This is a genomic window from Pectobacterium atrosepticum (genome assembly GCF_000740965.1).
Taxonomy (GTDB): domain Bacteria; phylum Pseudomonadota; class Gammaproteobacteria; order Enterobacterales; family Enterobacteriaceae; genus Pectobacterium; species Pectobacterium atrosepticum.
Map to the genome: position 1 here is coordinate 197,939 of NZ_CP009125.1, position 23,777 is coordinate 221,715.

The 23,777-nt window shown below is 50.3% G+C and carries 18 protein-coding genes; 12 read left to right on the forward strand and 6 right to left on the reverse strand.

Going from position 1 to position 23,777, the window contains the following annotated elements; all coding sequences use genetic code 11:
* Positions 1-31 precede the first annotated feature (31 nt).
* The 5 genes from pagP to GZ59_RS00920 all read left to right on the forward strand — a co-directional run bounded on the left by pagP (position 32) and on the right by GZ59_RS00920 (position 3,801).
* Entirely contained in the window at positions 32-685 is a 654-nt protein-coding gene (pagP, locus tag GZ59_RS00900; protein ID WP_039289461.1) for a lipid IV(A) palmitoyltransferase PagP, read from the forward strand.
* A 435-nt stretch (positions 686-1,120) separates the two neighbouring features.
* Positions 1,121-1,600 carry an Hcp family type VI secretion system effector gene (locus tag GZ59_RS00905; protein ID WP_039289463.1) on the forward strand — a complete coding sequence of 160 codons (480 nt, stop codon included), beginning with the start codon at positions 1,121-1,123 and terminating at the stop codon, positions 1,598-1,600.
* Positions 1,601-1,616: 16 nt separating this feature from the next.
* Positions 1,617-2,333 (forward strand): hypothetical protein, encoded by a 717-nt coding sequence (locus GZ59_RS00910; protein WP_011091816.1) that lies wholly within the window; start codon positions 1,617-1,619, stop codon positions 2,331-2,333.
* Complete coding sequence (locus GZ59_RS00915) at positions 2,334-2,666, forward strand: YjeO family protein (protein ID WP_048018327.1); 333 nt, start codon at positions 2,334-2,336, stop codon at positions 2,664-2,666.
* Positions 2,667-2,901: 235 nt separating this feature from the next.
* Positions 2,902-3,801 (forward strand): carboxylate/amino acid/amine transporter, encoded by a 900-nt coding sequence (locus GZ59_RS00920; RefSeq protein ID WP_039289465.1) that lies wholly within the window; start codon positions 2,902-2,904, stop codon positions 3,799-3,801.
* Here GZ59_RS00920 and metR read toward each other — a convergent pair.
* Entirely contained in the window at positions 3,707-4,642 is a 936-nt protein-coding gene (gene metR, locus GZ59_RS00925) for an HTH-type transcriptional regulator MetR (RefSeq protein ID WP_011091819.1), read from the reverse strand. The genes GZ59_RS00920 and metR overlap by 95 nt on opposite strands.
* Before the next feature lie 104 nt (positions 4,643-4,746).
* Here metR and metE point away from each other — a divergent pair, with 104 nt between their 5' ends.
* The 3 genes from metE to GZ59_RS00940 all read left to right on the forward strand — a co-directional run bounded on the left by metE (position 4,747) and on the right by GZ59_RS00940 (position 11,535).
* Positions 4,747-7,011 carry a 5-methyltetrahydropteroyltriglutamate--homocysteine S-methyltransferase gene (gene metE, locus GZ59_RS00930; RefSeq protein WP_039289467.1) on the forward strand — a complete coding sequence of 755 codons (2,265 nt, stop codon included), beginning with the start codon at positions 4,747-4,749 and terminating at the stop codon, positions 7,009-7,011.
* A gap of 546 nt (positions 7,012-7,557) precedes the next feature.
* On the forward strand, positions 7,558-9,186 hold the full coding sequence (locus GZ59_RS00935; RefSeq protein ID WP_039289469.1) for a methyl-accepting chemotaxis protein: 1,629 nt from the start codon (positions 7,558-7,560) through the stop codon (positions 9,184-9,186).
* Between the two features lie 687 nt (positions 9,187-9,873).
* Positions 9,874-11,535, forward strand: a complete 1,662-nt coding sequence (locus tag GZ59_RS00940) for a methyl-accepting chemotaxis protein (RefSeq protein WP_039289471.1) — start codon at positions 9,874-9,876, stop codon at positions 11,533-11,535.
* Between the two features lie 87 nt (positions 11,536-11,622).
* On the opposite strand, the gene GZ59_RS00945 is transcribed toward GZ59_RS00940, so the two are convergent.
* On the reverse strand, positions 11,623-12,450 hold the full coding sequence (locus GZ59_RS00945; protein WP_039289473.1) for a dienelactone hydrolase family protein: 828 nt from the start codon (positions 12,448-12,450) through the stop codon (positions 11,623-11,625).
* Positions 12,451-12,784: 334 nt separating this feature from the next.
* Between GZ59_RS00945 and udp the strand changes: the two genes are divergently transcribed.
* On the forward strand, positions 12,785-13,555 hold the full coding sequence (gene udp / locus GZ59_RS00950; protein WP_039289475.1) for a uridine phosphorylase: 771 nt from the start codon (positions 12,785-12,787) through the stop codon (positions 13,553-13,555).
* A 149-nt stretch (positions 13,556-13,704) separates the two neighbouring features.
* Positions 13,705-14,487 (forward strand): tyrosine-protein phosphatase, encoded by a 783-nt coding sequence (locus GZ59_RS00955; protein WP_039289478.1) that lies wholly within the window; start codon positions 13,705-13,707, stop codon positions 14,485-14,487.
* 89 nt (positions 14,488-14,576) lie between these two features.
* Here the strand turns inward: GZ59_RS00955 and ppc are convergent, their stop codons facing one another.
* Positions 14,577-17,216, reverse strand: coding sequence for a phosphoenolpyruvate carboxylase (gene ppc, locus GZ59_RS00960; RefSeq protein ID WP_011091826.1), 2,640 nt, complete (start codon positions 17,214-17,216; stop codon positions 14,577-14,579).
* Positions 17,217-17,730: 514 nt separating this feature from the next.
* Positions 17,731-19,104: a PTS transporter subunit EIIC gene (locus GZ59_RS00965; RefSeq protein ID WP_011091827.1), complete on the reverse strand. Its 1,374-nt coding sequence runs from the start codon at positions 19,102-19,104 to the stop codon at positions 17,731-17,733.
* A 320-nt stretch (positions 19,105-19,424) separates the two neighbouring features.
* Between GZ59_RS00965 and GZ59_RS00970 the strand changes: the two genes are divergently transcribed.
* Positions 19,425-20,624 carry a starvation-sensing protein RspA gene (locus tag GZ59_RS00970; protein ID WP_011091828.1) on the forward strand — a complete coding sequence of 400 codons (1,200 nt, stop codon included), beginning with the start codon at positions 19,425-19,427 and terminating at the stop codon, positions 20,622-20,624.
* A 5-nt stretch (positions 20,625-20,629) separates the two neighbouring features.
* Here the strand turns inward: GZ59_RS00970 and GZ59_RS00975 are convergent, their stop codons facing one another.
* Together GZ59_RS00975 and argE are read right to left on the reverse strand one after the other, a co-directional pair.
* Positions 20,630-21,343, reverse strand: coding sequence for a GntR family transcriptional regulator (locus GZ59_RS00975; protein ID WP_039289481.1), 714 nt, complete (start codon positions 21,341-21,343; stop codon positions 20,630-20,632).
* Positions 21,344-21,397: 54 nt separating this feature from the next.
* The gene (gene argE, locus GZ59_RS00980; RefSeq protein ID WP_011091830.1) at positions 21,398-22,549 is read right to left on the reverse strand and encodes an acetylornithine deacetylase; all 1,152 of its coding nucleotides are present in this window, start codon (positions 22,547-22,549) and stop codon (positions 21,398-21,400) included.
* A 202-nt stretch (positions 22,550-22,751) separates the two neighbouring features.
* On the opposite strand from argE, the gene argC reads away from it, so the two are divergent.
* Positions 22,752-23,756 carry an N-acetyl-gamma-glutamyl-phosphate reductase gene (argC, locus tag GZ59_RS00985; RefSeq protein WP_011091831.1) on the forward strand — a complete coding sequence of 335 codons (1,005 nt, stop codon included), beginning with the start codon at positions 22,752-22,754 and terminating at the stop codon, positions 23,754-23,756.
* Positions 23,757-23,777 lie beyond the last annotated feature (21 nt).

The following is a 23,777-nucleotide window of genomic DNA, read 5'->3' on the forward strand; positions in this document are numbered from 1 at the left end:
GGAATCGTGACGCTGTTACAGAGAATCTTATATGTATTTGAAGCGAATTTTAATCACATTAAGTTTGATTACACTGCCGATTGTCCCTTGTTTGAGCTACGCAGCAGAAAGCATAAGTAATGTAGGGATAAATAATACGGGTAGCACGGCGAATCTTGCACCCGCTGCGGTTGATGCCAATGTTTCGGCGTCGGATAAGCACGAGGAAAGCTGGTGGCAGAGAAGTAAAAATAATCTGTCTACTACCTGGAATGCGCCGCAGAGCCACGATATTTATATCCCGACTATCACCTGGCATAACCGCTGGACGTACGATAAAGAAAAGACTGACAGGTATAATGAAAAACCGTGGGGCGCGGGCTACGGTGTTTCCCGTTTGGATAAAGATGGGGATTGGCACGGGCTTTATATCATGGCGTTCAAAGACTCCTATAACAAATGGGAGCCTATCGGTGGTTATGGCTATGAAAAGCGTTGGCGGCCAACCAGCGATCAGGATTTTCAATTGGGCCTAGGCTTTACGGCGGGTTTTACTATGCGTGATAACTGGAACTATATTCCAATTCCCGTCTTGTTGCCTTTGGCGTCAATAAGTTATAGCAAACTTTCTTTCCAGGCGACTTACATCCCCGGAACATACAATAACGGTAATGTTTTCTTTGCCTGGTTCAGATGGCAGATTTAATAGCCTCTTGTTTTCTTCGAGAGTGTTTTTTCTTCAAGAAGAAAATCATAATATAAATGGCTAACGGTCCCGTATTCTGGGATCGTTACTGCTATGTTGTGATTTGTATAATACCCACAATATATATTAATGAGAAAAGGCTAGAAATTATCCGCAATGCTTTTCTAGCTATCTATATCCGATGATACTATTCGTGATTTTATTATATGGCTTGCCTATTGAATTTTTCATGTTGATGAAACTATAATCAGCATGTTATCTCTATTTTTTAGAATTAAATATAGTGGTTTGTTGGTTTTTACATTAATTACGAGTAGGTTTTCGTAAAGTGTTTGAGTATGTAAGCGATTTTTTACGTGGAAAGTTAACGTTTTTTTATTGTTAAATTCGCAAAATTTACGACTTTTTAGATTAAATGATATAAAGGGATTTTATATGGCGAATAATATTTATTTGACCTTGACGGGTAATCAGCAGGGGGAAATATCTGCTGAGTGTGGCACTGTTGATTCGATTGGGAATAAATATCAGATAGGGCATAGAGACCAAATCTTTGTGTTGCAATTTGATCATTCTATCAGCCGAAACCAAAACATTAATCATCAACCTATAACTTTTTGTAAGCCTATCGATAAGTCTTCTCCGCTCCTGGGAAATGCCATATCAAACAACGAAAAGCTTGAACTTTTGTTCGATTTTTACCGTACGGCGCAGACTGGCACGCAGGAAAAATATTATTCTGTAAAACTCCTTGGAGCCGTTATAAGGAACATTGCCGTTTCCTATCCGCATGCTTTGACCCATGCAGAGAACCAACCAGAAGAAATGATATCTATTGCGTATCAAAGCATAGATTGGCAACACCATATCGCTGGAACTGGTGGTTATAGCTTATGGGAAGAAAAAGTATACTAATATAAAAGGAGCGATTATGGCAGGTGATATTATCGTACGAAATAAATTTTGTGATATTTCCAAAGTTAGATTTAGAAAGTGGGATGAAATTGATGTTATTTTCTGGAAGTTTGGTAAAAGCAATCCTGAAAGGAAGAGTGGAGGATATTATTTAAACGCATATAAAGATGCTTATATCCAATACAATAAAGAAAGAATAATAAAATATGCTAACCAAGCTGGAATTCTCCCTGAGTTGCTTGGTGGTGTTGCTTGGATTGAGTCAGGTGGAATGCCAGAAGAATATAAATTTCAGGTGTTTGAGATAAAACGGTTTTTGAAATTAAAGTCATCCCCCGAAAATAAAACCTCTTTTGGTTCTGTTGCTATGCAAATTCAGGTCGCAGCTAGAACTTTGGGCTTAAATCCTGATATTTTGACAACGCGCGATCAGCTTGAATTAGCAACTTGTCTGATGGAGGATGATTTTAACCTCTGGATTGTCGCGCAGCATCTAAGAGATATGATCCTCTATGATTATCCGAGTGTGGCGGCACTTTATTTGACTGATGAACAGTACATGATGGCGGGGATTCGTTACAACCGGGGTATACAAAGAAAGTTGAGTGAATTTATTCGTTTTATCGATGCTAAGCCAGAACGTGGTTCTGCAGAATTTGATTACATCTCTTATGGAGTACGGCTACTACAGATTAGAAATCATATAAGAAAACTGCTGGAGCTTAATACCTGAATGAACATAAGCAAGGAAAAGGTCGTCGATGCTATCTCTATGGTGGGGTATTTTGTATTCGCCTATGTTGTAATGGAGTTACTCTCGATCAACAAATATGATTGGATGATGGAGTCAGGAGACTCTATCTGTAGTATTCCCCATCAGCCTCTCAGCAACCGTATCTTACAAGCGGGTGTTGCGGCTCTATTGTTGATAACACCTTTGTTTATTGCGTTAGCACGTAACCTTTTCATAAAAAATCGCTATAAAATAGCCTATTACATAGCTGGGATACTGTGCATCGCTCTGTATGGCGGATGGCTTTTCTTAGGTCGATTTGCTTTATGTTAATTGGCTGGTTCCGTCAAAATGACCTGATTTCATCGTGATTAACGATCATTTTAGAAAACAGAGTTCAATACCATTATGAATATTATGGGAATGGCGATTTACCCTTAGGGGATAAATGTAGGAGCACCGATGCTTTTATTTGTTCATTATTTAATCTCATGTAAACCACTTTGACTGAAATTCATTCAGTTATCTCCGCTACAATAGCGCTACTTTTTTCTCAGTGGATGCTGTCGTGCCATTACTTATTATCACCACTATTTTGTGGGCATTTTCATTCAGCCTGATTGGCGAATATCTGGCGGGTCAGGTCGATAGCTGGTTTTCTGCGATGTTCCGTCTAACGGCCGCAGCAGTTGTATTCTTGCCGTTCTTACGCTGGCGGGGCTACGCGCCGCGCGTCATTTTCTTGTACATGTTAGTGGGTGCTTGCCAACTGGGTATCATGTACCTGTTTGTGTTCCAGGCTTACCTGTACCTGACCGTACCTGAGTTTTTACTCTTCACGGTGATGACGCCGCTGTACGTCACGCTGATTTACGATTTGCTTGCCCGACATCGTCTGCGCTGGGGCTACGTGATGAGTGCGCTGCTGGCAGTATTCGGGGCGGCGGTGATCCACTATCACGGCGTGAGTGAGCACTTCTGGTGGGGATTCCTGCTGGTGCAGGTGGCTAACGTGTGTTTTGCCGCAGGTCAGGTTGGGTATAAGCGTCTGATGGAGATTCATCCTGTGCCGCAGCACTGCGCGTTTTCCTGGTTTTATCTGGGAGCCGCGATCGTGACGATAGCCGCATGGCTACTCTTCGGCAATATGGATAAATTACCCACCACAACCTTACAGTGGGGCGTGTTGGCCTGGCTGGGGATTGGCGCTTCTGGTGTTGGTTATTTTATGTGGAACTACGGTGCAACCCAGGTGGATGCCGGAACGCTCAGCATAATGAATAACTTCCACGTGCCAGCCGGTCTACTGGTCAACTTCGCCATCTGGCACAAAACGCCAGACTGGCTGAGTTTTATCGTGGGGACAGCGATCATTACGTCCTCGCTGTGGGTACACCAGCATTGGGTCGTGAAGCGTCCTTTACGAACGGCAAATGATCACAAGCGTGCTGACGCGCCGAACGAGTAAATGCATCAATTACCGGTTGGCGTTGCTCTCCGTCGCGGACGGCGGCGTACAACCGGCTCCAAAGCCCATCCCCCAGCGATTTGGTCACAATCAACCCTTGGCGTTCAAAGCTTTCCACCACCCAGTGCGGTAGCGCGGCGATACCCATGCGGGCGGCGACCATCTGAATCAATAGCAGCGTATTATCCACGCTTTTCAGTGCTGGGCTGATACCTGCTGGCTGTAAAAAGTGACGCCAGACGTCCAACCGCTGCCGCTGTACCGGATAGATCATCAGGGTTTCGGCGCTGAAATCTTCCGGTTCGATTTTTTCTTTTTTTGCCAGTGGGTGTTCGGGAGCCAGTACCAGCCTGACTTCAAAATCAAACAGAGGCGAATAGTGCAGACCGCTGCGCGGCATAATGTCCGAAGTCATGACCAGATCCAGCTCGCCTTGCTGGAGTGCGGGCTGCGGATCGAATGTCACACCCGATTTAAAATCCATCACCACCTGCGGCCAGTGTTGGTGAAATTCGTCTAGCGCAGGCGTCAGCCACTGAATACAGCTGTGACACTCAATGGCCAGACGCAGTGTGGTTTGGTGCGGCTCATGGCACGCCTGCAACGCCTGCTGAATTTGCGGTAACACCTGCTCTGCCAACTGAAGCAGAATTTCTCCCTGAGGCGTAAAGCGCAGCGGCTGGCTTTTACGCACGAATAGCCTGAACCCAAGGCGTTGTTCCAGATCGCTGAACTGGTGGGATAACGCCGATTGGGTTTGGTGAAGTGCAGCGGCAGCGGCGGCTAACGATCCGGTATTGCGCAGTGCTTGCAGCGTTCGCAGGTGTTTAAATTCGATCATGAGAGTCCTTCACAGTGACAGTGAACAAATTGCGCTTGTGCTTACTACAGTACCTGCGGATTATGGATGTGTAAACATCTGGACGGCTAAATGAGGAATTAACGATGGCGATTGTGAATCACACACTGGGTTTTCCGCGCGTTGGACTACGCCGTGAACTGAAAAAAGCGCAGGAAAGCTATTGGGCAGGTAACGCGACACAGGAAGAGTTGCTGACCGTTGGACGTGAGCTGCGTGCACGTCATTGGCAACAACAGAAGGATGCTGGCGTTGATCTGCTGCCAGTGGGTGATTTTGCCTGGTACGACCATGTGCTGACGACGAGTCTGCTGCTGGGTAACGTACCTGCGCGTCATCAGAATGAAGATGGCTCGGTCGATCTGGATACGCTGTTCCGTATTGGTCGTGGACGTGCGCCAACCGGTCAACCTGCCGCTGCGGCAGAAATGACCAAGTGGTTTAACACGAACTATCACTACATGGTGCCCGAATTCACCAAAGGGCAGCAGTTCAAGCTGACCTGGACACAACTGCTGGATGAAGTCGATGAAGCACTTGCGCTGGGCCATAAAGTTAAACCTGTGCTGCTAGGCCCGGTTACCTATCTGTGGCTGGGCAAAGTGAAAGGCGAACAGTTTGACCGCCTGTCGCTGTTGCAGGATATTTTACCGGTTTACCAGCAGGTGCTGGCTGAATTAGCGAAGCGCGGCATTGAGTGGGTGCAGATCGATGAACCTGCACTGGCGCTGGAGCTGTCGCAAGAGTGGCTGGCCGCGTTTAAACCCGCTTACGACGCGCTGCAAGGCCAGGTGAAACTGCTGCTGACGACCTATTTCGATAGCATTAGCCAGAATCTGGAAACGATCAAAGCGCTGCCGGTTCAGGGGCTGCATATCGACTTGGTTCACGGTAAGGATGACGCCGCTACGCTGAGTGCCCAACTGCCTGCTAACTGGGTATTGTCTCTGGGTGTGATTAACGGACGTAACGTATGGCGTGCCGACCTGAGCAGCTGGTTCGAGCGTTTGCAACCGTTGGTAGGGACGCGCGATCTGTGGCTGGGAAGTTCATGCTCACTGCTGCATAGCCCTATCGATCTGAGCGTGGAAGTCCGTCTGGATGATGAAGTGAAGAGCTGGTTTGCCTTTGCGATTCAGAAATGTGCGGAGTTGTCACTGCTGTCTCAGGCACTGAACAGCGGGAACGGTCAGGCGCTGGAAGCCTACAGTGCGCCGATTCGCGCTCGCCGTACCTCTACACGAGTCAATAACGCCGCCGTTGCGCAGCGTCTGGCGGCCATCACCGCACAGGACAGTCAGCGTCAGAACGTATATTCAGTGCGTGCCGATGCTCAGCGTGAGCGCTTTAATCTGCCAGCATGGCCGACGACCACGATTGGTTCTTTCCCACAAACCACCGAAATTCGCGGCCTGCGTCTGGATTTCAAGCAGGGTCGTCTGGACGGTAATAACTACCGCACCGGCATTGCCGAACACATCAAGCAAGCTGTGGCTGAGCAGGAGCGTCTGGGTCTGGACGTACTGGTACACGGTGAAGCTGAGCGTAACGACATGGTCGAGTACTTCGGTGAGCATCTGGATGGCTTTGTCTTTACCCAGAACGGTTGGGTGCAGAGCTACGGTTCTCGCTGTGTGAAGCCGCCAGTCATTATTGGCGATGTGAGCCGCCCAGAAGCAATCACCGTTGAGTGGGCTAAATACGCGCAGTCTCTGACTGACAAGCCGATGAAAGGCATGCTGACAGGTCCGGTGACGATCCTGTGCTGGTCTTTCCCGCGTGAAGACGTCACACGTGAAACCATTGCCAAGCAGATTGCACTGGCGCTGCGTGATGAAGTGGCTGATTTGGAAGCCGCAGGCATTGGTATCATTCAGATTGACGAACCAGCGCTGCGTGAAGGTCTGCCGCTGCACCGCTCGGATTGGGATGCTTATCTGGCTTGGGCAGTGGATGCCTTCCGTCTTAATGCCGCTGTGGCGAAAGATGATACGCAAATCCATACCCACATGTGTTATTGCGAATTCAACGACATCATGGATTCTATCGCCGCGCTGGATGCAGACGTGATAACGATTGAAACCTCTCGCTCCGATATGGAGTTACTGGAGTCATTTGAAGAGTTCGAATACCCGAATGAAATCGGTCCAGGCGTTTATGATATTCACTCCCCGAACGTACCGAGCGTGGAGTGGATGGAAGCCCTGCTGAAGAAAGCGGCGCAGCGTATTCCCGCTGAGCGTCTGTGGGTGAACCCAGACTGTGGTCTGAAAACCCGTGGCTGGCCGGAAACGCGTCAGGCTCTGGCAAATATGGTTCAGGCAGCACAGCGTCTGCGTGAAACCCAGTAAAGTTTAGTTACTGATGAAATCAGGGTGGTTATAGCCTCCCTGATTTTTTACTGTTTACTGATAAATAAAATACGTTTTCCCCTTTCATTACCCCAACGCGTAATTATTACTTATCCTTCAGATTTCCTCCTTTTCTGCACATTAAATATTGCCTCTTCATTTTAATAAAATCTCCGCATTATCTCCTTTTTTCTACATCGCCTGGTAGGCTGTTTTTCGAGAGTTAATATTTACCCGCTATCTATGTATTTATTCCTTGAAAGGTTTAATCGACGAATTAATAAAGCTAGGGGATATTGTGCCGATAAGGTAAACGGCATCGAGGGGGCTCAGTATGTACCAATGGAGCGAGATTGTTTGTATTTATTAGCGTTTTTATTAAGTTGAAAGTACATCTTTTATTACTCTCTTTTGGGTATGTTAAATATACCCACAAAGCATATTTTTCTTTCCCGAAAAAACGATTATTTCACCACTCTACGACGTTATTCGGCGGTGCGCCGTGCGCAGTAGTCATTATTATTTATTACCTAAAAGGAGTGAGATGTGAATTTAGCGAATTGGCGTATTGGCTATCGATTGGGTGGCGGATTTGCCATCTTGATTCTGATGTTATTTGCCGTGAGTATTTTTTCCCTGTCTAAACTGTCCAATTTTCAGGATGGTGCCAGAGACATCGTCAAAGAGGTTTATCCACAAACGGTGGATGCCAATAACCTTATCGATAATGTGAATGGGCACTTTGTGGCCTATTTGCAGATGATGTTGGTATCAGGCCAAGAGCAGCGTCAGGGATATGTGGATCGGATTATGGCGTACCGCAAAGAGATTGGTCGCCTGCTAGGCAATCTGGAAAGCAATGCTTCAGGAGAGCGTTCCCGCAAACAGATAGAGACCATCCGCGTGCTTCGTGCCGAGTTCATAAAATCCGGTGATAAAATTATTAGTGATGCGTTGGCGGGTAATAACGACGTCGCCGTAGAAGAATTCAATAGCAACCTGAACGTGATTCAACGCAATTACCGTGATTCGGTGAAGCAGTTGGTGAATTATCAGGATGATGCGATGAATACGTCTGTCGAAGCCATGGCAGAGGTATACAGCAGTACTCGCATAATTTTACTGCTTATTTTGGCGCTGGGTGCCGTATTTGGGGCGCTGATTGCCTGGGCGATCACGCGCAGCGTAACCCGGCCAATAGAACAAGCTTTGCAAGTGGCAGACCGAGTGGCACAGGGCGACCTGACCTCACGCATCACGGTTACCAGCAAGGATGAAACCGGATTGCTGCTGCAATCGTTGGATCGTATGAACACCAGCCTGAGTTTGATTGTTGGTCAGGTGCGCGATGGCGCGGAAACGATTTCGACGGCCGCGTCGCAAATCACGGCGGGTAATCAGGATTTGTCATCGCGTACTGAAGAGCAAGCCAGCTCGCTGGAAGAAACGGCAGCCTCGATGGAGCAACTGGCATCCACCATTAAAAACACGGCGGAAAACACCCAACAGGCGACGGAGATTGCCAATAAGGCGACGGGAGCTGCCAAACAAAGCGGCGACGTTATGGTTTCTGTGACGCAGAAAATGCGTGGGATACGTGATTCATCTCAGCGTATGGCGGAGATCATTGGCGTGATTGACGGTATTGCGTTCCAGACCAATATTCTGGCTCTGAATGCGGCCGTCGAAGCGGCGCGTGCGGGCGAACAAGGGCGCGGTTTTGCGGTAGTGGCGGGGGAAGTCCGTTCACTGGCACAGCGCAGTGCGACTGCTGCGCGGGAGATCAAGGATTTGATCGACGACTCTGTGAGCAAGATTCGCGAAGGCATGGAGCTTGTCGATACCGCTGAAGAAACGATGGGGGGATTAACGGCTCACGTGAAGGATGTACACGGCATCATCAGTGAGATTTCACAAGCCAGCCGTGAACAGAGCGACGGGATTAACCAGATGAATCTGGCGATTGGACAGATTGATACCACGACCCAGCAAAACGCGGCTCTGGTTGAGGAATCCGCCTCTGCGGCTCTGTCTCTGCAATCGCAGGCCTCTGTTCTGGCAGACGCAGTGAGCGCGTTTAAAATACCGTCGTATAGCCACGGTAATGCTGGTTCTTATGCATCGGTGCCAATGAGCACACCAACGTTGTCTCTGGTGCTGGCAAGGAAAGAGTAAGGTTACTGCCATCATTTGGCTGCTTTGCTGCGTAACGTCTCTTGCATCAGGGGGGCAATCGCCTCTCTGATTCTGCCACCTCGATACATAGAGTAAATATTATTTTTTCTATTACTATTCATATAGTTATCCTTTTTTAAGAAATATTCTCATCTCTTTATTTTTAATATCAAATATGTCTGACTATTATTTTATGTAACAGATGCGTTATTTATGTTAATGGTTGGTGGGTTGGTCTGTGATTTTTCCGATCAAAACTTGACTTTTGATAGTTGAAATCTATTTATTATCTGTTTTTGAATGATTTAAACGATCAAATTGTAAAGATAAGAAACCGGTTGCCGATAAAACGAATAACACAGGAACGGCTATGGATGCACGAATACGGAGAGGGAAGGCCATCATCTCACCTCGACAACGTCTCTGCGGTCTTATCAACCGTATTTGTACTACTGTTAGATTTATTGCCATTTTTACACCTCAACATCTGAGGAAAACTATTTGATTTTTGATCGCGCCTCTCATGCTGAGAGTGTGCGTAAAAATGCCTGCCTCAAGGTATCTCTGGTGCGTCAGAGGGAAACCGCTTTTTCCTTCGGATAGCCAGCCATTCTCCGCCCTGTGGTTCCACAAGCTGCGACATGTGCGCAATTGACATTGCTATGCATTACCTAAAAGGAGTGAGACATGAATTTAGCAAACTGGCGTATTGGTTATCGATTGGGAGCGGGATTTGCCATCCTGATTGTGATGCTGTTCGTCGTGAGTATTTTTTCCCTGTCTAAGCTATCCGGCTTTCAGGATAGTGCCAGAAGTATCGTGAAAGATGTCTATCCACAGACGGTGGATGCCAATAATCTCATCGATAATGTCACCAGTATTCTAGTTGCTTATCAGCGACTCATGCTGGTCTCTGATCAGGTGCAAATTCAGACAAACGTCACTCGCGTGAATGAATTCCGTCAGGAAATTGGTCGTCTACTGGACAAGCTAGAAAGCCAAACCGTTGAAGAGCGTTCGGTCACCCAGCTACGTGCCATCCGCGCGATTCGTACCGAGTTTCTGAAATCTGGCGATAAAATCATCAGCGAAGTCGTGGCGGGCAATCGGGAAGCCGCGATCGAGGAGTTCAACAACAACCTGAACGTGGTCCAGCGGCAGTACCGTGATGCAGTGAAACAATTAGTGAATTACCAAGATGATGCGATGGATACCTCCGTTGAAGCTATGGCTGAGGTATACAGTAATACCCGCATGATTTTGTTGCTCATTTTAGCGCTGGGTGCCGTATTTGGAGCGTTGATTGCGTGGTCGATCACGCGCAGCGTAATCCGACCGATCCAGCAGGCTCTGCAAGTGGCAGACAGAGTGGCGCAGGGCGACCTGACCTCTCGAATCACGGTTACCAGCAAAGATGAAACAGGATTACTGCTGCAATCGTTGGATCACATGAACACCAGCCTGAGTACGATTGTCGGGCAGGTACGTGACGGGGCGGAAACGATATCGAGTGCAGCCTCGCAGATCGCCGCAGGTAATCAGGATCTGTCATCGCGCACCGAAGAGCAGGCCAGCTCACTGGAAGAAACAGCAGCTTCAATGGAACAGCTGACCTCCACTATTAAAAATACGGCGGAAAACACGCAGCAGGCGACAGACATTGCGAATAAAGCCTCTAGTGCTGCGAAGCAAAGCGGTGACGTCATGGTTTCCGTAACGCAGAAAATGCGCGGCATTCGTGATTCATCCCAGCGTATGGCGGAGATCATTGGCGTCATTGACGGCATTGCATTCCAGACTAATATTCTGGCGCTGAACGCGGCGGTTGAAGCGGCGCGCGCGGGCGAGCAAGGGCGTGGCTTTGCGGTGGTGGCGGGGGAAGTACGTTCTCTGGCACAGCGCAGTGCGACAGCCGCGCGTGAGATTAAGGATTTGATCGACGATTCCGTGAGCAAAATTCAGGAAGGGATGTCGCTGGTGGATAACGCCGAAGAAACGATGAGCGGTTTAACGGGCTACGTGCGCGATGTGAATGAGATCATCAGCGAAATTTCGCAGGCCAGCCGTGAACAGAGCGACGGGATTAACCAGATGAACCTAGCTGTTGGGCAAATTGATACCACGACCCAGCAGAATGCGGCTCTGGTTGAAGAATCTGCCTCTGCGGCACTTTCCCTGCAAGCACAGGCCTCCGTTCTGGCGGAGGCGGTGAGCACCTTTAAACTTCTGTCGTATGGCAATGGTAAAACCGCCTCTTACGCATCGGCACCAACGCGCACGCCAACGCTATCTTTAGCACCAGCAGCGGCGAAAGACCAAAGCAACAACGACAATTGGACTACGTTCTAAGGGTGGCTCTATAACACGGTGAAACAAACGCCACCGTTGTTTGGTGGCGTTTTAGATCGTAGGTAAGAACGGAAACGTGTGATGGTGTTACGCCACACCGTTTTTCTGAAACCATGCCAGCATACGCTGCCAGCCGTCACGTGCGGATTCTTCATGGTAGCTAGGGCGATAATCGGCATGGAAAGCATGCCCGGCATCGGGGTAGACAATAATTTCTGCCGTCGCGTTGGCGGCACGCAGCGCCTGCCGCATGATATCCACGTGTTCCAGCGGAATACTCCCGTCTTTCGCTCCGTATAACCCCAGCACGGGCGCTTCCAATTCTGTTGCGATATCGACCGGATTTTTGGGGCTATTCAGCGTTTTCTCACCCGTAAATTTGCCGTACCAGGCAACGGCCGCTTTGAGCTGCGGATTGTGCGCGGCGTAGAGCCAGGTGATGCGCCCGCCCCAACAAAACCCCGTTATCGCCAGCTTACTGGCATCGCCGCCCTGTTTAATCGCCCAGTTAGCGGTGTGATCGAGGTCGGACAGCACCTGCGTATCAGGAACCTTATGCACCAGCTCGGTCAGGATTTGCTGAATGTCGTTGTATTGGCTAGGGTCGCCCTGACGAAAATACAACTCTGGTGCAATGGCCATATAGCCCTGTTTGGCGAGCCTGCGGCAGACATCCTGAATGTGTTGATGAACGCCGAAAATCTCCTGCACCACCAGGACAATTGGGAGCGGCCCGTCATGGTTCGCCGGTCTGGCGATATACGCGGGTAGTTGCTCCCCCTGAGAAGGAATAGTGGTTTCACTGGCAATAATACCGACAGAATCCGTCGTAATGATGGAGAAGCTCTGCGGTTCCACTGCTGGGGATAACCCTTGGGGAAGATGTTTGAAGGTCGTCTGTTCATCAGTCTTCATTACGCGCTCTCCTGTTACTGGCCAACTGGCTTTCATATAAAGAGGGATTTCAGAGCATCTATGATAAATACTATCAATGATTAAAGAATCTACACTAGAAGACAATTAATCGGCAAAAATGAATTTCCCATCCGATAAAAAGTGATTTAAGTCACATTTTTTATGTATGTTGATCTCCGTTTCTTTTTGGTAGGTGACTCTCATCACTTAAAAAAACGTACTGATGCGCTAGAGTCTTTTATTGGACGGACGCTTACAGACTGCTACAAGCAGCATAGATGAGGCGTTCGGCGCGATTTCTCTGAATACCCAACTGATTGCCCGGGAGGCAGTTATGTCTACATCTGATGTGTTCCATCTTGGTCTGGTCAAGAATGATTTACAGGGCGCAACGCTGGCTATCGTGCCCGGCGATCCTGAGCGTGTTGAAAAAATTGCTCGCCTGATGGATAACCCGGTGCATCTGGCATCACACCGCGAATTTACATCCTGGCGTGCTGAGCTGGACGGAAAAGCGGTGATTGTCTGCTCGACGGGTATTGGCGGGCCGTCAACGTCAATCGCGGTAGAAGAACTGGCTCAGCTCGGCATTCGTACTTTCCTACGCGTCGGCACAACGGGGGCGATTCAACCCGGTATTAATGTCGGTGATGTACTGGTCACCACCGCCGCTGTACGTCTTGACGGTGCGAGCCTGCACTTCGCGCCGATGGAGTTCCCAGCCGTTGCTGATTTTGGCTGCACCACTGCGCTGGTGGACGCGGCGAAAGCGTCGGGTATTGCGTTGCATGTGGGCATCACAGCATCTTCAGATACGTTCTATCCCGGTCAGGAACGCTATGACACTTTCTCTGGCCGTGTTGTACGTCGTTTCCGCGGTTCTATGGAAGAGTGGCAGAGCATGGGCGTTCTGAACTATGAAATGGAATCAGCCACGCTGCTGACCATGTGTGCTAGTCAGGGGCTAAAAGCAGGTATGATCGCTGGGATTATTGTTAATCGTACCCAGCAGGAAATCCCAGATGTAGCAACGATGAAGCTGGCCGAGACGAACGTGATCAAAGTGCTGCTGGACGCGACTCGCAGTTTGTTAGCCGCTGAATAAGCACAAAAACTGATGGTATTTTGGGCTGGTCATCGCAGAGGCCAGCCTTTATCCTAATAACTTGTTCTGGTTTATTGGGTTAACCTGCGACGCGCTCTGCGTGTGTAATACGGTTGCCTTGCTCGCCTTTCAACCTCGCAAGGAGATGTATGACCGAACCAACGTTGCTTCATCCCTCTTTATTACCGCTTGACGGCGGAATCAATTTCCGTGATTTAGGTGGTAACCGCGCTGCTGATGGGCGGCTTATCCGACACGGTAAACTTTTTCGTTCTGGCTCGCTGGATCTGCTGAGTCAGGCGGACTGTGAACACCTTGCTGGCGTGCCTATTTCTCATGTCGTGGACTATCGGGATGTCGATGAAATTGCGCAGAAGCCGGATATATTATGGACTGGGGCCAATTATCACGCCTATCCGGCTAATCCATTACGTCACGAAGTGACAGCCAATCTGGATTCGTTGGGGTCTGATGTGTTGGCGGCCTTTGATTCCCGAGCGTTTATGTTGGAACTTTACCGCCGTTTGCCTTTCAATAATTCTGCTTATAAACAGCTGGTGTCGCTGTTATTACGGCCGGATGAGGGCGGGTTGGTACAGCACTGCGCGGTGGGTAAAGATCGCACGGGTATCGGTTCGGCGCTGGTGATGTTTGCGCTGGGGGCAGATGAGCAAACCGTGATGGAAGATTACCTGCTCACGGATACGACACTGACGCCATTCCGCCAGCAGCTACTGGCGCATTTGTCGGAAACGCTGAATGAGAAAGCGCTCGGGCAGTTCTCTTATGTGCTATCAGTGCAGGAAGAGTTCATCGTGACGGCGTTGCAGGCTATCTACGAACGACACGGATCGATCGACAGCTGGCTTGAAGTGGAATACGGTCTGGATAATCGTGCGCGGAATTATTTGCAGGATAAATATCTGGTGTAAGGTTTTAGTTTTAGGCCGGTCAACTGACCGGCCTTTGTTTTTGCTTCAGTGTGGTTTTTACTTCCGCATAGCTTTTACTGCTTGGATGATTAACCCGTATTACGCATACCTGCTGCGACGCCAGCGATGGTCACCATCAGCGCCAGCTCCAAGTCGGCATCCGGTTGTTTTTGCTGACGTGAACGATGCAGCAGTTCGGCCTGCAGCACATTCAGGGGATCGGTGTAGACGTTACGTAGTGCGATCGACTCGGCGATCCACGGTAGATCTGCCATCAGGTGATCGTCGTTGGAGATCGCCAGCACAATGTTGATGTCGGCGGCTAACTGATCGCGCAGCTGTTTTCCTAACGGCCACAGTTTCTCTTCTACCAAACGCTGATCGTAATACTCCGCCAGCCATAGGTCGGCTTTGGCGAACACCATCTCCAGCATGCCGATACGCGTCGAAAAGAACGGCCAGTTGCGACACATTTCTTCCAACTGCTCCTGCTTGCCGTCATCGACCACTTTCTGTAGCCCAGCCCCGGCACCGAGCCACGCTGGTAGCATCAGACGGTTCTGCGTCCAAGCGAAAATCCACGGGATCGCGCGCAGGCTTTCCACGCCGCCGTTCGGACGACGCTTAGCCGGGCGTGACCCCAGCGGCAGTTTACCTAGCTCCAGCTCCGGCGTAGCGGCGCGGAAGTAAGGAACGAAATCTGGGTTTTCACGAACGTATCCGCGGTACATATCGCAGGACACGCGGGACAGTTCATCCATCACCTCGTGCCATTCCTGTTTTGGCTCCGGTGGTGGCAGCAGGTTCGCTTCCAGAATCGCACCGGTATACAGCGCCAGACTGCTGATGGTGACATCCGGCAGGCCGTATTTAAAGCGGATCATCTCGCCTTGTTCCGTAACGCGCAGGCCGCCTTTCAGACTGCCCGGCGGCTGTGACAACAGCGCGGCGTGAGCTGGTGCGCCACCGCGACCGATGGAACCACCGCGTCCGTGGAACAGCGTCAGTGCGATACCCGCTTTCTCACAGGTTTTGATCAGCGCGTCTTGTGCACGGTACTGTGCCCAGGATGCGGCCATCACGCCTGCGTCTTTTGCCGAATCGGAATAGCCGATCATGACCATCTGTTTGCCCTGAATAAAGCCGCGATACCAGTCGATGCTTAGCAATTGCGTCATGACATCATCGGCGTTGTTCAGGTCGTCTAACGTTTCAAACAGCGGCGCGACGGGCAGAGCAAACGGGCAGCCAGCCTCTTTGAGCAGCAGTTGAACGGCCAGCACGTCGGAAGGCGTACGCGCCATTGAAATAACGTAAGCGGCAATAGAACCCTGTGGTGCTTTAGCAATGACCCGACAGGTATCCAGCACTTCTTTGGTATCTGCACTCGGTTCCCAGTAGCGCGGCAGCAGCGGGCGTTTGGAGCTGAGTTCACGGATCAGGAATGCCTGCTTATCGGATTCTGACCAGCTTTCATAATCGCCCAGACCCAGATAGCGGGTAATTTCGGCCAGCGCGTCGGTGTGGCGGGTGCTTTCCTGACGGACATCAATGCGCACCAACGGTACACCGAAACAGCGTACGCGACGCAGCGTATCCAGCAGGCTACCGTCGGCAATGATGCCCATGCCGCAGGTTTTCAGCGACTGGTAGCAGGCGTGGAGCGGTTCCCACAACTGCTCGTTGGTAATCAGCAAGTCTTTAGGTGGCAGACGTTCTTCACCCGTCAGGCGTGCTTCCAGATAGCTCAGCGTGCAGCTCAACTGTGAGCGCAGTGACTTCATTATGGCACGGTACGGTTCCTGAACCTCGCTGCCACCTGCTAATTCCAGCAGCTCCGGCGTACATTCGGACATCGACAGCTCGGAAACCAGCACCTGAATATCACGCAGGAACAGATCGGCGGCTTTCCAGCGACTGAGTAACAGCACATGGCGAGTGACTTCTGCCGTGACGTTTGGGTTGCCGTCGCGGTCGCCGCCCATCCAGGAGGTAAAGCGTACGGGGACGGCGTCAACCGGCAGACGGTAGCCGAAAGCTTGTTCCAGTTGTTCATCCAGTTCACGTAAAAATGCGGGTACGCCTTCCCACAGGCTATTTTCCACTACGGCGAAGCCCCATTTGGCTTCATCTACCGGGGTAGGGCGAATTTTGCGGATCTCATCGGTATGCCAAGACTGTGCGATCAACTGGCGTAGACGGCGCATGACCTGATTGCGTTCATAATCAGCCAGATCGTTGTGATCGAGCTGTTTGAGGCAGGTATTCACTTCTACCAGCTTGTGGATCAGCGTCCGACGGGTGATCTCGGTGGGGTGGGCGGTCAGCACCAGCTCGATCGACAGCGATTCCACTGCATCACGGATATCTCGCTCGCTCAGATCTTTACTTTCTTTCAGGCGCTTAAAGGCGCTGGAAAGCTGTGCCGGGTTACTCGCCGCTTCACCGTGCGGTGAAATCGTATGATATTGCTCAGCGGTATTGGTCAGGTTAAGGAATTGGCTGAACGCGCGAGCAACGGGCAACAGTTCATCGTTAGACAGGTTTTGCAGTGTGGTCAGCAACTCCTGACGATGTTTTTCATTCCCTGCGCGGGATGATTTTGACAACTTGCGGATTGTTTCGACTTTATCAAGGATGTTTTCACCCAGTGCTTCCTTGATGGTATCGCCGAGTAGTGTGCCGAGCATACTGACGTTACTGCGCATTGCGGAATATTGTTCGTTCATAGTTACCCTGACCATCCCTACCATTTTTGTAAGTTTATTTCACTTGACATATTTTGACGCGCTGCCTCCATCTAGCCACGATAAGGCGAGTTCGTCAATTGACGATTCTTTCTTCTCCTTATTCTTTGTACTTGTATTGGTGAGGGTTTGGCAATTTGTGAAATTTAATTACAAAGGCGCGGATATTAGGACAACTTATATACTCGTCATACTTCAAGTTGCATGTGCGTTGGCTACGATACTCGGCACACTTGCGTGTGCCTCGCCCCGCTGGGGCCGCTGCTTGCAGCGTTCAAATCTGCCTTTGGCAGATTTGTCAGTCACCCGAATCACTTACCTGAGTAAGCTCATCGGGATTCCTTCGCTTGCCGCGTTACAAGGCTTATAAATGCCTCACCCCTTCAGGGTCAGCGTAAGCGCTGTTCAAAAACGCCTTGCCGCCTTCCTGAAACTCGAATTATTTAGAGTATCGTGGGGGGAAGAAACGCGGGGCGCAGCGGCCCCGCGAGTGCGGTTATGACTGCTTGGAGGCTCTGACAACCAGAATGTAGGTCAGAGTAAAAGAAAGCACGATGGCGATAGCCATACCGGAGACGGCATAGCTAAAGTACGGGCCGATATAGGCTGGCAAGCTGAAAATACTCGACAGAATGTAGCCATATAGCCGGACACCGAAGTACGCAATAAAGGCCGAGGCGATGGAGCTGGCAACGGTGGCGGAGATAAACGCTTTTTTATACTTAGTCAGTACGCCGAAGAGTGCAGGTTCGGTAATACCGAGCAGTGCTGAAACCCCAGCAGACAGTACGACAGACTTGTCCTGACGGGTTTTGGCATGGAAGTAAATAGCAAATGTTGCCCCAGCAATCGCCATATTAGCCATACACATCATTGGCATCAGCATATCGAAACCTTGATTGCTGAAATTTTGCAGCGCAATGGGCGTCATCGCATGATGCATCCCAGTCAGGATAGCGACAGGCCGAATCGCACCGACCACGAAACCAGCAAAGATAGACGACACATCGAACAGGCTCTGAATAAACAGTGCCAGTAGTTTACCGAGATAGATCCCGAATGGTCCGATAACCGTGAGGGACACCAACGCGGCGATAAACAGCGTCAGCGTTGGAGTAAACACGGTTTTCAGGATCGAAGGCATGATGCGGTCGACCCAGCGGTGGATATAGCTCAACGCCAGCACGGAGAAAATCACTGGGATGACGCTAGCAGCATAGTTGAACACTGGAATGGGCAGTACGCCCACGAAGTAAAAGGCGCTGACCGCATTAGGGCTATTGCTGGCTAGTGCCTTCGCCGCTTCCATTAGCGACGGGTACATCAGGCAAGCAGCGACAGCCGCTGCCAGATATTCGTTCGTTTTGAATATCCTGGCCGCTGAGATTGCGAGGAAGAACGGCAAGAAATAGAACACGCCGCTGGCGATCAGGTCGATAACGATAACGGTATCGGTTTTGGCAGAGACTACTTTCAAGGCGATCAGCCCTGCCAGTAGCCCTTTGATCATCCCCGCACCCGCGATAGCAGGCACGATGGGACCAAATACGCCAGAAACCGTATCCATGAACAGCGAGATCAGCCCTTTTTTCTGCTTCGGCGCGTCTGGCTGTGCCGTGGCGGTAGGAGAAAGCTGTGCGTTCAACAGTTCGTAGTATTCATTGACCTGCGGCCCGATAATAATCTGAAATTGCTCACTTTGGTGTTGCGCACCTAATATCCCCGGCAGGTTCTTGATTGCGTCGGTTTGCACTTTACTTTCATCAACTAAATCAAACCGAAGCCGCGTCATACAGTGCCAGGCTTTATTAATATTCTCGTTTCCGCCAACCAGTTTAATGATTGACTGAATAACCTCATTTTTTCCCATGGAATAAACCCCTGCATAGCACTATGTTATTTTTGGTCAAATTATTCCCACTGATAATAAAAAACTAAAAATAAAAAAACAAACCAATAAAACATGAAGTCCATCACATGATTAGGCTTTAAAGGGGTTTTTATTGCCAGTAACTGATAATTGGTCTGGTTTTTTAATCAATTAAGCGAGTTTTTTAAACCAAAATAATTCTTTTAAAGAATAGGTTTACAATAAAAGAAAAAATAAGTAGAAAACAAAAAAGAAACTGATTTTAGACTGTGTTTTTACTGGGCGTGACTATTCCGGTAAACGCACCGGAGGATATTTTTGTGTTGCCAACAATCATTACTGACATTGAATGTCTTGTTACCCGCCCTGACCGCCATAATTTGGTGACGGTGGTGGTGCATACGAATAAAAACGTTACAGGTTATGGGTGTGCAACCTTCCAGCAGCGCCCGCTCGCCGTAAAGGCGATGGTAGACGAGTACCTCAAACCGCTGCTATTGGGAAGAGATGCTAACCATATCGAAGATTTGTGGCACATGATGATGGTCAACGCCTACTGGCGTAACGGGCCGGTTATCAACAATGCTGTCGCGGGTGTCGATATGGCGCTGTGGGACATCAAGGGTAAGCTGGCGGATATGCCGCTCTATCACCTGTTTGGTGGGAAATCTCGCGATGCGATTGCCGCATACAGCCATGCTGCCAGCGATACGCTGGATGGACTGTATCAGGAAGTCGAGCGGCTTTATGCGCAAGGCTATCGCCATATCCGCTGCCAGTTAGGGTTCTATGGCGGTAATCCTGATGCGTTGCACAGCACGCGGCAGCCAACGGAGGGAGCCTATTACGATCAGGATCAGTACATGGCTAACACGCTCGCCATGTTCCGTGCCTTGCGGGAGAAATACGGCGATCGTTTTCACATCCTGCATGATGTCCATGAACGCCTGTTTCCGAATCAGGCCGTGCAGTTCGCCAAAGCAGTAGAAGTTTATCGTCCCTATTTTATCGAAGATATTTTGCCGCCTGCGCAAAACGAGTGGCTGGCGCAGATCCGTAGCCAGAGCGCGGTGCCGCTGGCGACGGGAGAGCTGTTTAACAACCCCGCCGAGTGGCAAAATCTGGTGATTAACCGTCAGGTTGATTTTATTCGCTGCCATGTCTCACAGATTGGCGGGATTACGCCTGCGTTGAAACTGGGCGCATTCTGTCAGAACTTTGGCGTTCGGTTAGCGTGGCACTGTCCGCCGGATATGACGCCCATCGGCGCGGCGGTTAATATTCACCTCAATATCCACCTGCACAACGCCGCGATTCAGGAGTTTGTCGCTTACCCAGAAAATACCCGCAAGGTCTTCCCGCAGGCGGTGGAACCGGAGAATGGCTATCTGTACCCGATTGAGCGTCCCGGTATCGGTGTCGGCATCGATCTGGATGCAGCGCGGCAGTTCCCTGTCGTCTATCGTCCGCACGAGTGGACGCAGAGTCGCCTGCCAGATGGCACGATGCATACGCCTTGAGTCGCTTACGGCGACTGACGGAAGGCTAGGTTATCGAGGTTTAAGGGGATGACGTAGGTGCAGGTGTAATCTATATCGATGATATCGCTCGATTCGTACACGCGCCCGCCCTGTAAAATTCCGCGATTAAGAATATGCATCGCCGCCGTGCCTTTCTTGCAGCCCAACAGCTCAGCCTGTGCTTTAGTGACGTTAACCGCCTGATAATGTGTCAGGTAGTGTGAAATTGCATAGCCCTTGCTGAGCACATACTGCTGAATAGAGCCTTCAATAATCTTCTGACTCATCTCAGGGAAGTCTGCGGCAGGCATTTTCGATATCTCAATCTGCACCTTGCGGTTATCGACATAGCGTAAGCGGCTGAATTCCCAGATGAACGCATTGTCGCTGATAGCAAAGACCTGCTGCTCTTCTCGGTTCGGCAGGCGTTTATGTAGGCTAAGCAGGCGAGATGAAATCTGAGTAAATTTCTTTTCGGTAATCGAGTTATAAACCAGTGGGTTACTGCGTACGCCCTGATTAATGAAATTACCCGAGCCTTGCACCATATGGATCGCGCCGATACTGGCGAGTTTTTCCAGCGCCTGACGAATAGTAAAGCGCGACACGCCGTATTCTTCCGCCAACTGGCGTTCCGGCGGCAGCTTTTCCGGCAGCGGATCGGTGTGCTGATAGATTTTGCTCAGTAAATCCTGCGCGATGAAATCTTTCTTTTTCATGGGCTGTCTCAAAATGGCCCTGCCAGCATAGCTGACAAGGCCGCTTTCATCGGATCAGTGGTGGCAGAAGTGATGAATAACCTGCGAAATCAGTTCCCGCGTCGGTTTGATAAACGCGGTATCAATATATTCATCCGGCTGGTGCGCCTGTTCGATCGATCCCGGCCCCAAGACCAGCGTCGGGCACAGCGTCTGAATAAACGGCGCTTCGGTGCAGTAGTTCACAATTTCCGTTTTCGTCCCCAGCAGATTCTCCACGACTGATATTAGACGGTGATCGGGCGGGCACTCATAGCCGGGAATCGGGGGATGCAGTTCGCTGATGGTCAACCGACCCGGCCAGCGCTGGCTGACGGGCGCAAGTGCTTCTGACAGCAGTCCGTCCAGATCGTTAAGCGTAATACCCGGCAGCGGGCGAATATCCATATGCAGTTCACAGCAGCCGCAGATACGGTTTGCGGCATCGCCGCCGTGAATATGACCGAGATTCATCGTGGGGTAAGGAATGTGGAAAATTGGGTTGTGATAGCGTTCCTGTAGGGTATTGCGCAGCACCAACAGGTGGGAAATTGCCTCGTGCATCAGCTCAATCGCGTTTACGCCGCGTGAAGGATCGCTGGAATGGCCGGATTGACCCTGAATACGAATCGCATTGGACATATGGCCTTTGTGCGCCCGCACTGGTTGCAGCGAGGTGGGTTCGCCGATGATGGCGCAGTCCGGGCGAATCTGCGTGGATTCGGAGAAATATTTGGCGCCAGCCATCGTCGTTTCTTCATCCGCCGTTGCCAGTACATAGAGCGGCTTCGTGAGCTTGGTCGGATCGATATCGCGCAAGGCATCCAGAATAAAGGCAAAGAACCCTTTCATATCCGCCGTGCCCAGACCGTACAGCTTGTTGTCGTGTTCGGTCAGCGTGAAGGGGTCGCGCGTCCAGCGACCGTCGTCGAACGGAACGGTGTCGGTGTGCCCTGCCAACAATAAGCCACCTTTTCCTTCACCAATCCGCGCTAGCATATTAAATTTATTGAGGGTGCCGGGAACCGGTTGGACTTCAACATGGAAGCCGATATCGCCGAACCAGCCTGCCAGCAGGTTGATTAAGGTATGATTACTTTGATCGAGCGCGCTGTCGGTGGCACTGATGGACGGTGTGGCGATCAATGCCCGATATAGCTCAATAAAAGGGGGTAAATTCATCTTCACTGTTGACAGCCTCTGGTTAGGATAGTATCAATATTCATGCATTTATTTTGAATAAAAATACAATATTGCTCGGCGAAAGGAAACCCAAAGGTACGGCGATGACGATTCGTCACTTTCACTGAGTTTCGCGGGTGAGCAGCGTATCGACGCTGGTGAACCCTGTTACCTGTTCCATAGATAAATAAGAAGGTATACGGATCCCATGCTGAATACGCTGATTGTTGGTGCAAGTGGTTATACCGGCGCTGAGCTTGCGCTCTACCTGAACCGTCACCCACAGATGAACATAACCGCTTTGATGGTTTCTGCGCAAAGTGTCGATGCAGGAAAATTGATTTCTGATTTACATCCGCAGCTCAAAGGCATCATTGATATACCGGTAAAACCGCTGACTGATGCTGAAGAAGCGGCGAAGGGCGTGGATGTTGTTTTTCTGGCGACTGACCACAAAGTCAGCCACGATTTGGCCCCGATTTTTCTGGCGGCAGGCTGCACTGTTTTTGATTTGTCCGGCGCGTTTCGCGTACAGGATGCCGAATTTTATCGTCGCTATTATGGCTTCGAACATCAGCACACCGACTGGCTGGCAAAAGCGGTTTACGGGCTGGCGGAATGGCGCGCTGAAAGCGTAAAACAGGCACAGCTGATTGCAGTACCGGGCTGTTATCCGACGGCTGCGCAGCTGGCGCTGAAGCCGCTGCTTGATGCTCAACTGCTGAATTCAGCCCAGTGGCCGGTGATTAATGCCGTGAGCGGAGTGAGCGGCGCGGGGCGTAAAGCATCACTGACCAGCAGCTTCTGTGAAGTCAGCCTGCAACCGTATGGTATTTTCAACCACCGCCATGAGCCTGAAATTTCAACACATCTCGGTACGCCAGTGATTTTCACGCCGCATTTGGGCAACTTCGCCCGTGGCATTCTGGAAACCATCACTTGTCGCCTGCAGCCGGGCGTCACCCAGCAGGATGTCGCTGAAGCCTATCACAACGCTTATCACGATAAGCCGCTGGTTCGTCTGTATGATAAGGGCGTTCCGGCGCTGAAATCTGTTGTTGGCCTGCCGTTCTGCGATATCGGTTTCGCCGTTGACGGTGAGCACCTCATCGTGGTGGCAACCGAAGATAACCTGCTGAAAGGCGCGGCGGCACAGGCTGTGCAATGCATGAACATTCGTTTTGGTTTCCCTGAAACCCAATCGTTAATTTAATGACTACTGGTCCCGACATTT